The 13,458-nt window shown below is 38.0% G+C and carries 10 protein-coding genes; 9 read left to right on the top strand and 1 reads right to left on the bottom strand.

Annotated features, from left to right (window positions below; translation table 11 throughout):
• Window positions 1-145 precede the first annotated feature (145 nt).
• The 5 genes from FI644_RS06790 (at window position 146) to FI644_RS06770 (ending at window position 6,083) form a co-directional block, all read left to right on the top strand.
• Window positions 146-868 (top strand): response regulator transcription factor, encoded by a 723-nt coding sequence (locus FI644_RS06790; RefSeq protein ID WP_142109003.1) that lies wholly within the window; start codon window positions 146-148, stop codon window positions 866-868.
• A complete protein-coding gene (locus FI644_RS06785; protein WP_142108191.1) occupies window positions 865-1,962 on the top strand; it encodes a sensor histidine kinase in 1,098 nt (365 codons plus the stop codon). The genes FI644_RS06790 and FI644_RS06785 overlap by 4 nt, the downstream gene beginning before the upstream one ends.
• A gap of 183 nt (window positions 1,963-2,145) precedes the next feature.
• Entirely contained in the window at window positions 2,146-2,793 is a 648-nt protein-coding gene (locus FI644_RS06780) for a TetR/AcrR family transcriptional regulator (protein WP_053478106.1), read from the top strand.
• Window positions 2,794-2,926: 133 nt separating this feature from the next.
• The gene (locus tag FI644_RS06775) at window positions 2,927-5,278 is read left to right on the top strand and encodes an ABC transporter permease (RefSeq protein WP_056682252.1); all 2,352 of its coding nucleotides are present in this window, start codon (window positions 2,927-2,929) and stop codon (window positions 5,276-5,278) included.
• Between the two features lie 37 nt (window positions 5,279-5,315).
• Complete coding sequence (locus FI644_RS06770; protein ID WP_053478108.1) at window positions 5,316-6,083, top strand: ABC transporter ATP-binding protein; 768 nt, start codon at window positions 5,316-5,318, stop codon at window positions 6,081-6,083.
• Between the two features lie 96 nt (window positions 6,084-6,179).
• Here the strand turns inward: FI644_RS06770 and FI644_RS06765 are convergent, their stop codons facing one another.
• Complete coding sequence (locus FI644_RS06765) at window positions 6,180-7,535, bottom strand: sigma-54 interaction domain-containing protein (RefSeq protein WP_142108190.1); 1,356 nt, start codon at window positions 7,533-7,535, stop codon at window positions 6,180-6,182.
• A gap of 369 nt (window positions 7,536-7,904) precedes the next feature.
• Between FI644_RS06765 and FI644_RS06760 the strand changes: the two genes are divergently transcribed.
• The 4 genes from FI644_RS06760 (at window position 7,905) to FI644_RS06745 (ending at window position 13,234) form a co-directional block, all read left to right on the top strand.
• The gene (locus FI644_RS06760; protein ID WP_142108189.1) at window positions 7,905-8,990 is read left to right on the top strand and encodes an aromatic ring-hydroxylating oxygenase subunit alpha; all 1,086 of its coding nucleotides are present in this window, start codon (window positions 7,905-7,907) and stop codon (window positions 8,988-8,990) included.
• Window positions 8,987-10,435, top strand: a complete 1,449-nt coding sequence (locus tag FI644_RS06755) for an aldehyde dehydrogenase family protein (protein WP_142108188.1) — start codon at window positions 8,987-8,989, stop codon at window positions 10,433-10,435. The genes FI644_RS06760 and FI644_RS06755 overlap by 4 nt, the downstream gene beginning before the upstream one ends.
• A gap of 2 nt (window positions 10,436-10,437) precedes the next feature.
• Window positions 10,438-11,526, top strand: a complete 1,089-nt coding sequence (locus FI644_RS06750; protein ID WP_053478111.1) for a tartrate dehydrogenase — start codon at window positions 10,438-10,440, stop codon at window positions 11,524-11,526.
• 160 nt (window positions 11,527-11,686) lie between these two features.
• The gene (locus tag FI644_RS06745; protein ID WP_142108187.1) at window positions 11,687-13,234 is read left to right on the top strand and encodes a BCCT family transporter; all 1,548 of its coding nucleotides are present in this window, start codon (window positions 11,687-11,689) and stop codon (window positions 13,232-13,234) included.
• The last annotated feature ends 224 nt before the right edge of the window (window positions 13,235-13,458 follow it).

Below are 13,458 nucleotides of genomic sequence, written 5' to 3'. Positions count from 1 at the left end.
CCTCCTGTTTCTACTTGCTTATTTACAGCTTAAAAGATGAAAGTAAAAACAAAGTAAACAGAATGGAAAATGTACGTAATTTTTATTTGAAAGGTGGGTAGGGGTGGGGAAAAATGCTAGAATGAAAATAAAAAGAGGAAAATGTATGACAGATCATGCAAGGATTTTAATTGTGGATGATGAAATGGGCATTTTAAAAATGCTAGATATCACTTTGAAAAGAGAGCACTTTTCCAATATTACAACAGCATCAACAAAAGAAGAGGCATTACGGGCTTTAGAGGAAAAAGAATTCGATATTATTTTATTAGATGTCATGCTGCCAGATGGTGATGGGTTTGCGTTATGTTCAGCGATTCGTCAGCAAACGACAGCGCCCATTTTATTTATTAGTGCACGTTCTAGTGACTTTGATAAATTAACAGGGCTTAGTATTGGCGGGGACGATTATATTACAAAGCCTTTTAATCCACTTGAAGTGGTGGCGAGAATACGTGCCATTTTACGCAGACAGAGAGTGTACGAAAATAGGATAGGGCTATTTGAAAAGAAAATCTATGAATACAACACATTTTCATTTTCACCGGATGAGGCTTTATTAACTGTGCATGGGGAAGCAGTAAAAGCTACTGCAAAGGAATTAGAATTATTGCATTTCTTTTGTAAAAACACAAACCGTGTGTTTACGACTTCAAAAATTTATGAGCTTGTATGGGGAGAGGATGTGTTTGGAGAAGAGAAAACGGTCACAATTCATATTGCAAAGCTGCGTAAAAAGTTAGGTGATCATTCGAGAAATCCAACGATTATCGTTAACTTGCGAGGCATTGGCTATAAGTTTATTCCTCCAACAGGTGATACAAGGTGAAAGTTCAACACCGCTTTATTCGATACCTATTATTAGGATTTGCTTTTTGGTTATTGCTTTTAGCTATCATAATACCAATTATTATGCAGCTTATTTTACCAAAGTTCGGGCTTGCTGGTGAGAAGTATGAGTGGATAGTGCCCATTGTTATTTGTATTGTGACACTGTTATGCATAATTCTATTTGGCTGGTATTTTGGCAGTCCCTTAATGCTTGTGATGAAGGGGATTAACCAGCTTGCTCATGAGGATTTTACTACTCTTCAAGAGCAAAAAAAAATATATACACGCAAAGGAAAGTTAAAAATTCGCTATCGATTATATCAGGAAGTGATCTCACAGCTTTCTGACCTGCGCTCACAGCTAGAAAAAGCAAAGGGCGAACGTGAGCAGGTAGAAGAGTCGAAGCGGGATTGGATTGCAGGAGTTTCACATGATTTAAAAACACCATTAACCTACATTAAAGGATATTCTAAATTATTACTAAGCCCGGATTATGATTGGTCAAAAGAGGAGCAGCATAATTTCATTCAAGAAATTGATGATAAAGGGACACATATGGAGCAGCTTGTAGAAGATCTAAATTTAGCCATACGTTTTGAGGGCGCACAATTGGTGCCCATTAGTAAAACAGCACAAAATATTGTTACTTTTATCCAACAAGTGCTTGCTGATGTTAGCAATGATTTGCGAGCGCAAAAACATCAATTTGAAATGTATACGGAACTCGATGCTTTAGTGATGGAAGTTGATTCTCATTTATTAAAACGGGCACTGCAAAATATATATATAAATGCAGTAATCCACAATGAAGCGCCTATTACAATTACAACTACCTTGGTAAAGGACCAAAGTATATTAACCATCTGTATCCAAGATAATGGAATCGGTTTGACAAAGGAAACGCAGCAAAATTTGTTTAATCGTTATTACCGGGGCACAACAACCGAACAAAAATCTGAAGGAACAGGGTTAGGTATGGCGATTGTGAAAAGTTTAATTGAAGCGCATGAGGGTGTGATTGCAGTAGAGAGTTCATTACAGCAAGGGACAAAATTCACAATCACATTACCCATAAATCATGCAATCCCTTAATGAAACAAAGTTTTATCAGTCATGAATCATTAAAAATACCATTTTGTTTGAGGTCACTGAAATTTTCAGTGGCCTCTTAGTTTTGTTTTATATCCCCTGTTTTTCCAAACTATTGACAAGTAACGACGGTGTGTTATGCTAATACTGACAGACAGTCAGTCTATAAAACAAGGAGATGTAATAATGAGAGTTGTAAAAGATGCAGAGATACGTAGAAATGAAATACTTGATGCAGCGGAGGAGCTCTTTGGTCAGAAGGGTTTTGACGGAACAAGTACAAAAGATATTCTAGAAAAGGTCGGAATTGCAAGAGGAACGCTTTATTACCACTTCCAATCGAAGGAGGCTATTATGGATGCGCTGATTGACCGATATGGTGACCGTATTTTACATGCAGCAAGGGAAGTTGCTGTAGACAAGAGCATACCTGTAAATGAGCGCATTATTGGTGTTGTAATGGCTTTAAATGTAAAGGGGGATAGCGGCGAGGAAATCAAGGAGCACATGCATAAGCCGCAGAACGCGCTTATGCATCAGAAAATACAGAAGGTCATCATTAACAACGTTCCTGGGATACTAGCAGGTATTATCCGCGAGGGCATTGAGCAGGGACTGTTTGATACGCCGTTCCCGTATGAGTGCATGGAGATGGTTGTGGCATATATGAATACTGTTTTTGATGATGATATGGTGGAGATGACGAATGAAGAAAGAGTATCACGTATACGTGCGTTTGTTTTCAACTTAGAAAGGCTGCTTGGTACAGAAAGCGGAAGCCTTATGTACATCATGCAACTGTTTGGTGGCGAAGACAGCAACGATAATGAATAATATAGGATCTCCATTTAGTGAAAAACATAGAAATTACTAATAGAAGATGGAAATGAAGGGAGCTTGCAGTTAGAATGACTCTCTCAATAATCTGGATACTAAAGAAGAGGAATACAAAGTCAGGGGGAAAGTGATGTTTTTTAAGATTGTAAAGAACGATTTTAAAAGGACCAAAATAATAACGACAGCAGTATTTGTATTTATTACGATGGCAGTTATTTTGGCAGCTAGCGCGATCAACAATATTGCCAATTTGATTCAATCGATGTCAGAATTACAGGAACGTGCAGTGCCAGCTGATATTACACAGATGCATTCTGGAGAATTTGATCAGGCAGGGATTGATCAATTTACTGAGAAACATCGTGAGAATATTGCGATGCAGGAGACAATGGTTCTTCTGACGCTTGATGGAAGACATATTCATTTTGGCAAAAATCAAACGATGTCGGGAACTGTACAGGATATTTCATTTGTTGTTCAGAATGAAAAATTTGACTTCATCTTAAATCTAGACAACGAAAAGCTTGAGGTAATGGAAGGTGAGGTCGCGGTTCCTATTTATTTCATGCAATATTATGATTTAAAAATCGGTGAAACAATTACAGTGAAAAATGGAGACTATGAAAAAGAGTTTGTCATTTCCGATTATGCAAGAGATTATGAGATGAACTCTTCTCTTACTTCTTCGAAACGGTTTGTTGTGAATCAAGTTGACTATGATGAAATGCGGAAATTTCAGGTAGGAGAAATAGAATATCTCATCGAATTCAAACTAAATGAAAACGGGGATTCCTTGGCTGTTCAGACTGCCTATATTGAAGCTGGACTTCCAGCAAACGGTCCTGCAATAGATGGGAAAATATTCCTGGTATTTAATGCTTTGTCAGATACCGCAGTGGCCATGGTCATTATACTAATCAGTATTCTATTGATTATTATTAGTTTTCTCTGTATTAGACTTACGTTTTTAGCAACGATTGATGAAGATATAAGAGAAATTGGTGTAATGAAAGCTATCGGTATATCCAAAATGGAAATAAGTAAGGTATATCTGAACAAATATAGAATGATGTCGGTACTAGCTGGTACAATCGGGTATTTGCTTTCCTTTGCAATTGTTAATCTGATTAACGGTAACATGAAACTTTATATATCCTCAGATTTATCAGGAAATTTGAAGTATGTACTTTCACTTATCGCTCCAATTATGTTTTATTTCATGATTGTCATGTACTGCAAGAAAGTACTGAAAAGAATCGATAAAATTTCAGTGGTGGAAGCCTTACGTTCCAATATTATGGAGCGTGGAAAGAACCGCAAATACAGTTTTCCACTGCAAAAGAATAAATGGTTTAGCACCAATATCTATATGGGACTTAGGGATGTTTGGATACGACGCAAACTATATAGACTGCTGTTCTTAATTTTTATCGTATGTACATTTATTATCATACTTCCTATCAATCTTTATAACACCATGAATTCACCAAAATTTTCTACATACATGGGCATTGAAAAATCCGATATTAGAATTGATTTTCGAAAGACAGATACAATAACAGAAGATTTTAACAAGCTGCTCGAAGAGATAAAAAATGATTCCGAGATTGTGAAAAACGCAGCATACGTCACGAGTTCATACCAGATTAAAAATACTGAAGATTCATGGGACTATATTAATATTGAAATTGGGGATTTTTCCATATTCCCATTAGAATACCTTGAAGGAAGGGCACCAAAGGCTGAAGGAGAAATCTCACTATCTTATGCGAATGCCTCAAAAGACGCATTAAACAAGAGGGTTGGAGATGAGGTAATAGTAAAGGTTAATGGGAAAGAAAAGACGTTGAGAGTGACTGGTATTTATCAAGATATTACAAATGGCGGAAAAACAGCAAAAGCAGATGCAAGTCTTGAAATAAATAAGGAAGCCGTTCTTTGGTATATTGTGAGCATGGATGTGGCGCCCGGTGTGGATATTCACGAGAAAATGAACGACTATCAGAATACGTATGATTCTGCACAAGTTAATGATATTAAAGAATACACACAACAGACACTTGGAAATATTATTGAACAAATGTACACCATGGTATTAGGGGGAATTGCCATTGCTGTCATGATTATTGTGTTGATTACTGTACTATTCCTCCGGATGTTATTATCAAAGGATATGTCTCAGATTGCCATTATGCGAAGTATGGGTTTAACTTCTAAAAATATTAGTCATCAATATTTGGCAGGAACGTTGACGGTACTCGTATTTGGAATCATATTTGGAGCATTCGCTTCCAGTTATTTAGGAGAGATCCTAGTAAGTATAGCTATGACTTTTATGGGAGCTGCAAAAATTGAATTAATTAATGTTGCATGGCAGACTTGGCTGTTATGTCCATTAGCATTGATTGTAATAGTTGGTATTACGATATTTGTGTCTTGTAAAGTAGCTGTAAAAGATGATTTATCTGTAACTTTAAGATAGTAGATGTGAATTTTATTAGTTTGCAAGGGGGATATAAATGAGTCTGATAGTAGAAGCAAGAAATATGAACAAAAAGGTAAAATTAGGAAATGATCATGAGCTTCATATCTTAAAAGATATAAACCTGGAAATCGAAGAAGGTGAATTCGTATCGGTTATGGGGCCATCCGGAAGTGGGAAAACAACATTGCTTTATAATATAAGCGGTATGGATAAAGTAAGTTCCGGCAGTGTAAAGTTTAAAGGCAGTGAAATCACCAGTCTAAAAGAAGAGCAACTAGCGCGGATTCGCTTGAATAACATGGGGTTTATTTTTCAGGATATTAACCTCTTAAAGAATCTATCACTGATCGACAATGTGATGTTTCCTGCTCTCGTATCAAAAGGTGCCGATAAACATGCGGTAAATCTTAAAGCAAAGAAACTATTGAAAATGACAGGTATTGAAAAGCTTGCAAATAATACAATTACTCAAGGCTCTGGAGGACAGCTGCAGAGAGTCGCTATTTGCAGGGCATTAATAAATGAACCGGACATTATTTTTGGAGATGAACCGACCGGAGCGCTGGATTCCAAATCAACAGTAGAAATTATGTCAATTCTTACAGAGATTAATAGAAAAGGGACAACAGTCATACTTGTCACGCATGATGCCAAGGTGGCTGCAAAAACTGAAAGAGTCTTGTTTATGTTAGATGGGAATCTTGTTGCACAGAAGAAAATGAGCAAATTCGATAGGAGGTATGAAAATAGTAAGAACAGAGAGGAAAGCATTATGAAGTGGTTAATAGAACACGGCTTCTAACTAGCATCTTCATAGCGTTTAGCGGGAAGCTTCTTTTGTGGTTGAAATTGAAAAGACCTGCTGCATTATTTTATAAAGAGACAGGTCTTTTCAAAATCAAATTTTTCCCACCATCCCTCCGCAATACTGGTTAATGAGCTTTACCGCCTTCGTTTGACTGATGTTTAAATCTTTTGCAACCTTTCTTGAACTTTTATATTTTTTATACGATTGAACAACTAATGTTTTCTTTACATGTTCTAGGGCATCATCGAGCTTTGATGGGAGTGTGTATTGGGCCTGTGGTCGGATATTCCTTGTGATTAACTCCGGCAAGTCACTGATTTGGATAATCGAGTCGCTTGTAACAACAAGCCTCTCCATGACATTTTCAAGCTGACGGATGTTTCCCGGCCAAGAGTATGAATAAAACATGTCTAAGCATTCCTGTGAGATAATTTTATTCATCTCATATTTCTTATTAAATTTATATAAAAAATTATAGGTCAGTGGAATAATATCTTCCCTGCGCTCCCTTAAGGGCGGCAGATGGAGATCGATGATATTCAGGCGATAAAATAAATCTTCGCGAAATTGATTTTTACTAACCATATCCACCAAATCGCGGTTGGTTGCAGCGATAATGCGAACATCTACTTTTTTTATTTCGTTTTTTCCAATCGGTATAAATTGTTTCTCTTGGATAACTTGCAGCAATTTGGCCTGCAATGATAAAGGCATCTCGCCGATCTCATCAAGAAATAATGTTCCTTGGTCTGCTAATTCCAACAGCCCTTTTTTCCCGTATTTGCTGGCCCCGGTAAATGCCCCTTCGGCATAGCCGAAAAGCTCAGATTCGAGCAAATCCCCAGGCAGGGCAGCACAATTTATTTTTAGAAATGTTTTGTGTTTCCGTTTGCTAATCTCATGAATGTAATGAGCCAATACCCCTTTCCCTGTTCCGGACTCTCCTTGAATAAGAATGGTCGAATCCACTTTAGCTATTTTTTCGCAAACCTTTAAAAGGTCTTTCATCTTGCTGCAATTTGTAATTGGTGTAGAGCTATTGATGCTGGCAGGATTACTTTCTCTGCTCTTTTTAATATTTTTAAAGGTTTGTATCTCCTGTGAGGTAGTTACTACTAGTTCAATTTCATTATCCTCATTTAAAATTGGAACAGCCGTTGTTATTAATTCTGCCCCAATATAAGTAGTTTGCTTGATGGATACTGGCTTCTTCTGTTCAAAAACCAATGGAACAATGGATGGTTTCCAATACCCCTTCTCAAGTAATTCTATGTTACATTTGCCTACAACTTCTGAGGGCTTTAAACCGTAATGTTTTTCACACACACTATTCACAAAAATAATCCGCTGGTCTTTATCAATGACAAAAATCTCATCGGATGAATGATCAAGAATTCTTCTTAATGTTTCTCCTGTAATTTCTGGTATTTGTATTTTATCTAACATCGAGCTCTATCTCCTTCCTAAATGAGTTGTTTTTAGTTCATATGAGTTGAAAACGACTCAAATTCCTGGTGAAATTTGAAGAAAGATTGACACTTTCCAATGATATAGAAGGTTTTTAAAAGTTGGCACGATAATTGCATTAATTTATAAATAAGTGCAGTAAGATTTATCTATTTATAAATGCTCTTATTCTAATTTAACTAAATATTCTGCATCCTGTAAACGCTTTACACTATATTTGTAGTGTTAAAGAGATTTACGAGATGAATTGTTTCTGACTCATTTTTTAGGGAGGAATTAAACGGAGTGTTTAGTGCAATACAAGAATGAGCTTTTAAAAAAATAAGTGAATGAAGGAGTGTATTTTCAATGGCAACTTATAATCCAGTGATAAACAAGGCAGGCAAAATATTTAAAAGAACATTAACCTATGATCTATATACAGATCCACAGGTATATCAGCAGGAAATTAATGATGTGTTTGCAAAGTCATGGCAGCTCGTCGGTCATGTAAGCCAAGTTGAAAAAGTTGGTCAATTTTTCACCACTGAAGTTGCTGGAGAGCCAATTCTTGTAACACGCGGCAAAAATGAAGTTGTTCGTGCATTCTACAATGTATGTCCTCATCGTGCAACAAAGCTTGAAAAAGCTGACTCAGGAACAAAGAAAATTTTTGCCTGCGGCTATCACGGCTGGACTTTCCATTTAGATGGCCAATTAAATAAGGCTCCAAACTTTTCTGGTGAAGATGCCCATTGTGTAAGCGACCGCTGTTTGCGTCAAGTTAGGATGGAAATTGGAGAGGGACTCATTTTCGTTAATCTTGATGATCATGCTGCACCTTTAGCTGAAGCGTACGGTGATTTCTTTGCTCGTTTAGGAAAGTTCCCATTCTTAGGCGAGCTTAAGAGAATTAACCAAAAGACCCGGGTTATTAAAGCAAACTGGAAAGCGTTTATTGATAACTATTTAGAGTGTGACCACTGCCATGTAGCCCATCCAAGTTTTATCGCAACGTTAGATATGAAAAACTACCAAATTGTTACCTGTCAAAACTATTCAGTCCAGGCATCTGTTGTGAAACCAGATAAAAAAATGGGTACAACAGACTTAAATGAAGCAGAGTTCCAGGGAGGAGAATTCTACTGGTTATGGCCAAATCTGATGGTGACCATCTATCCAGGTCCAGCAAATATGGCAACGATTCAGATGGTCCCAATTGACCACGAAACTACTTTAGGGGTTTATACTTACTTTTTCAGAGATGAAAACTTAACGCAAGAAGAACAAGACTTAGTAACATTTGCTGAACAAGTAAGAGCAGAGGATGTTGAATTAGTAGAATTGGAGCAAGTAGGCTTCCGTTCACGTGCCTTTAACCAAGGTGTTTACTCTTCATCTGAAAAGGCAATTGTACAATTTCACGAAATGGTATTGGAGGCGTTAGGACGATGACAAAAGTAAAAATATCAGTGAAGAAGCATTTATTTATTAATGGTGGAGATGTAGAAGGGGCAGAGTATGCCCCTCTATTCTCACCGTATTCAGGAGAAGAAATCGCCCAAGTTGCACTCGCAGATGAAACATTGACTAAGGATGCTATTAAAGTGGCAGTTTCAGGATTTCAAGTGATCTCTAAAATGCCAGCTTATAAGCGGGCAGCTATTTTAGAAAATGTTGTAAAGCTGTTAGAAGAAAGAATTGACGAAGCTGCAGAGGTTATTTCAAAAGAATCCGCGAAGCCGATTGCATTTGCTAAAGGCGAGGTTTTAAGAACAGTTGAAACCTATAAATTCGCTGCAGAAGAAGCAAAACGAATTCACGGAGAAACGATTCCATTCGATGCTTCTCCTGGCGGTGTTGGAAGAATCGGTTATACGGTACGCAAGCCGATTGGTGTGATTGGGGCAATTACACCATTTAATTTCCCTATGAATCTAGTGGCACATAAGGTAGGTCCGGCTATTGCTTCAGGCAACTCGATCGTGTTGAAGCCTGCTTCACGAACACCATTATCTGCGCTATATATTGCAGAGCTGTTTAAAGAGGCGGGTTTGCCAGATGGTGTGTTAAATGTGGTGATGGGTTCAGGGGCTGTCGTAGGAGAGGCGATAATTAGAGATGAGCGTGTAGCAATGATTACCTTTACTGGCAGCCCGGCAGTAGGTATTTCAATCCGCAGCAAAGCTGGGTTAAAGAGAACAACATTGGAGCTTGGTTCAAACGCTGCTGTTATTTTAGATAAAGATACGAATGTTGATCAAGTTGTTGACCGTCATATAACAGGTGCTTTCTCGAATCAAGGACAGGTCTGTATCTCCTTACAGCGCGTTTACGCCCATGAAGAAGTGTACGATGAATTTGTAGAAAAGTTTACTGTGGAAGCAAAACAATTAAAAATAGGTGATCCGCTAGATTCAAATACTTATATCTCAGCGTTAATTTCTGAAAGGGAAACAGAACGTGCTTTAGGCTGGATTGAAGAGGCGAAACAGAATGGGGCTGAAGTATTAACCGGCGGAAAATTAACAGACGATGGTGTATTGGAGCCAACTATTATTACAAATGTAGATCCAAAGCTGAAGGTTTCCTGCCAAGAAGTGTTTGCTCCAGTGGTTATTGTTAATAAAGTGAAATCTGTTGAAGAAGCTATCGAATACGTGAATGATTCTAGATACGGTCTGCAGGCAGGGGTTTATACGAAAAATGTAGATAAAGCATTGCTTGCTAGTGAAGTGCTGGAAGTTGGGGCTGTTATGATCAATGATATTCCAACGTTCCGGGTTGACCATATGCCTTACGGCGGGGTAAAAGAGAGTGGAACCGGCCGTGAAGGAATTAAATATGCAGTGGAAGAAATGACAGAATTAAAGCTAGTTGTTTGGAACCGAGGGGAATAGCAATGAGCATATATAATATTGCAGTGATTGCCGGGGATGGAATTGGTCCTGAGGTACTTCAAGAAGGGATCAAAGTGTTAAATACAATCGCCGAATTAGATGGTTCGCTTCATTTTGAATATACGTATTTTCCGTGGGGGTGTGAGTATTATTCCCAGCATGGTGTCATGATGGATGAGGATGGGGTTGAGAGATTAAAAGACTTTGATGCTATTTTTCTAGGCGCAGTCGGATTCCCGGGTGTCCCTGATCATATTTCACTATGGGATTTACTGTTAAAAATTAGAAAGAGCTTTGATCAATATATTAATATCCGTCCCATTAAGTTGATTAAAGGTGCCCCATGCCCATTGAAAGACGTGAATCGTGAAGATATCGATATGCTGTTTATCCGTGAAAATAGCGAGGGTGAATATGCAGGTGCTGGCGATTGGTTATTCAAGGGGCAGGCAAATGAGGTCGTGCTGCAAACCGGTGTATTTTCGCGTAAGGGGACTGAGCGGGTGATCCGCTATGCGTTTGAAACAGCGAGAAAAGCAGGGAAATCACTTACAAGCATTAGTAAGGGGAATGCCCTAAATTATTCGATGGTATTCTGGGATCAAGTGTTCGAAGAGGTTGCAAAAGAATTCCCGGATGTCCAAACGGCTTCTTATCTTGTTGATGCAGCTGCAATGTTGATGATTTCCGATCCGAAAAGATTTGAAGTCGTCGTTACGTCGAATTTATTTGGTGATATTTTAACAGATTTAGGCGCAGCTTTAGCCGGAGGAATTGGACTTGCAGCTGGTGCGAATATTAATCCAGAAAGAAATTTCCCATCAATGTTTGAACCAATTCATGGCTCTGCACCGGATATTGCCGGAAAAGGTCTAGCTAATCCACTTGCAGCCATTTGGTCTGCAAGTCAGCTGCTCGACTTTATAGGGCATGAAAAATATGGTCAACTCGTTCTTGATGCTATTGAAGGGCTGCTTTTAGAAGGTGAAGTGCTAACTCCGGATATGAAGGGAGCGGCATCGACAGCTGAAGTTGGCGATAGGGTGTCTAAGATTGTTAGCTCACTGATGCCATCTGTGATGGTAGAGTAATAAGTATACTGGCAGCATATGAAGTTCTAGCTTTTATATGTTGCCAATCCTAATTTCTGACTAACAACTATATTCAATCGATTTACGATTGGTATTTTAGAAATCGCTTACATATATAAAGGAACCCTGTACTAAAATCAATTGAATAAGGAGTGGTTAGATGAATAGCAAGAAAGCTGTTTTTCATATTTCTTTGGTACTTAGCCTATTGTTGATTAGTTTGGGTGTTTTTGCTCCAAAGCAATTAGAGACATTCTCGAATTCATCACTAAATTTTATTTATAATAATTTAGGATGGTTTATTCTTGGAAGCACCTTTATTTTCTTTGTTTTTTGTATGTATATCGGCATTTCTAAATTTGGCCATATTCGTTTGGGGGATGACGATGATCGCCCTGAATATAAAACAGCCACTTGGATTGCTATGCTTTTTAGTGCATCTATTGGTATCAGCCTTGTATTTTGGGGTGTAGCAGAACCTGTTTCCTACTATATAGATCCTCCGTTTGGTCAAGCAAATTCCGAGCAATCAGCAAAGCTTGCCATGCAAACTGTCTATCTGCACTGGGGAGTTTCCGCTTGGGCATGTTATGCTGTTGTTGGAGTTTCATTAGCCTTCTTCCAGTTTAGGAAAAAACTGCCATCATCCTTAAGTTCAGTTTTCTATCCATTGGTAGGTGACAAAATTTACGGTGCTTTTGGTAAATTTATAAATATTATTGTCATCCTTTCCATCGTTATTGGAATTGCTACTTCCTTAGGATTTGGAACACTTCAAGTGAATAGCGGCATGCATTATCTTTGGGGGACTCCGGTTAGTTTTTACGCTCAAGTAGCCATCATTGCTATTACAACCATTCTCTACCTTTCCTCATCTGTTTCTGGGTTGCAGGCTGGCATCAAACACTTATCCAATTTGAATATGCTATTAGCCTTTGCTTTATTAGGGTTTATGTTGATCCTCGGTCCTACACAATCTATCTTAAAAATTTTTTTACAAGGAATTGGCGATTATGTCCAAAACTTTGTAGGCATGTCATTTCGCTTGGAGCCGTATAATGCCGAGCAGGGGAAATGGATTGGCAGCTGGACATTATTCTATTTTGGCTGGTGGATTGCATGGGCGCCACTTGTAGGAAGCTTTGTTGCAAGGATTTCGAAAGGAAGAACCATTAAAGAATTTATGATGGGGGCTGTCTTTATTCCTGTTATTGGCGGATTTTTGTGGTTCGCAGTGATGGGTGGTTCGGCGCTTGATCTTATCCAAAATCACGGCAAAACAGCCATTGCAGAAGCTGTTTCTTCCGATGTGACGTCTGCCTTATTTAAGTTTTTTAATTTCTTCCCAATGAGTACGTTTTTAAGTATTTTGGCCATGGTGCTTGTGATTATATTCTTTATTACCTCTGCAGATTCAGCGATTTTTGTACTAGGTATGATTAGTGAAAATGGAAATCCTAATCCTGCTTCGTTCACAAAGATCATTTGGGGCGTCGTCATTGCAGCCGTATCTGCAGTTCTAATTGTGACAGGCGGCTTACAAGGATTGCAGTCAGCACTTGTAGCTACCTCTATCCCCCTTGCGATATTAATGCTGTTTATGTGTTATTCAACCTATAAAGGACTTAAAGGGGAGCTAATCCATACTTCCAAGACAAGCAACAAACCAATAAGCAATACAACATCTTCAAAAAAACAGGCACTATAAAAAAGTACCCCTTTCAAGTGTATCTGTCTAATTAAACAAGATTATATATAAAAAAGTCTGACTAAAATAAATATTTTGTAATATGGATAATTCTAATAAATTTAAATTTTATAAATTTTATGTTGCTAATTTAATTTCTGTCTACTATACTTATAAACAAGTTTAAAAAAGGCAGAGAACCTGAGATGAATGCCTAAATGGGAGCGCTTTCGGAGAAATCCTGG

Origin of the sequence: Cytobacillus solani, assembly GCF_006704205.1 — a bacterium.
In the GTDB taxonomy this organism is placed as follows: domain Bacteria; phylum Bacillota; class Bacilli; order Bacillales; family Cytobacillaceae; genus Cytobacillus; species Cytobacillus solani.
Note: the sequence above shows the minus strand (reverse complement) of the source record. Positions and strands in the feature narration are given on the sequence as shown.

Coding starts and splice junctions, on each gene's coding strand:
- FI644_RS06755 (WP_142108188.1), top strand. CDS start 8,987: ATGACAAAAGTAAAAATATCAGTGAAGAAGCATTTATTTATTAATGGT.
- FI644_RS06790 (WP_142109003.1), top strand. CDS start 146: ATGACAGATCATGCAAGGATTTTAATTGTGGATGATGAAATGGGCATT.
- FI644_RS06770 (WP_053478108.1), top strand. CDS start 5,316: ATGAGTCTGATAGTAGAAGCAAGAAATATGAACAAAAAGGTAAAATTA.
- FI644_RS06780 (WP_053478106.1), top strand. CDS start 2,146: ATGAGAGTTGTAAAAGATGCAGAGATACGTAGAAATGAAATACTTGAT.
- FI644_RS06745 (WP_142108187.1), top strand. CDS start 11,687: ATGAATAGCAAGAAAGCTGTTTTTCATATTTCTTTGGTACTTAGCCTA.
- FI644_RS06765 (WP_142108190.1), bottom strand. CDS start 7,535: ATGTTAGATAAAATACAAATACCAGAAATTACAGGAGAAACATTAAGA.
- FI644_RS06750 (WP_053478111.1), top strand. CDS start 10,438: ATGAGCATATATAATATTGCAGTGATTGCCGGGGATGGAATTGGTCCT.
- FI644_RS06760 (WP_142108189.1), top strand. CDS start 7,905: ATGGCAACTTATAATCCAGTGATAAACAAGGCAGGCAAAATATTTAAA.
- FI644_RS06775 (WP_056682252.1), top strand. CDS start 2,927: ATGTTTTTTAAGATTGTAAAGAACGATTTTAAAAGGACCAAAATAATA.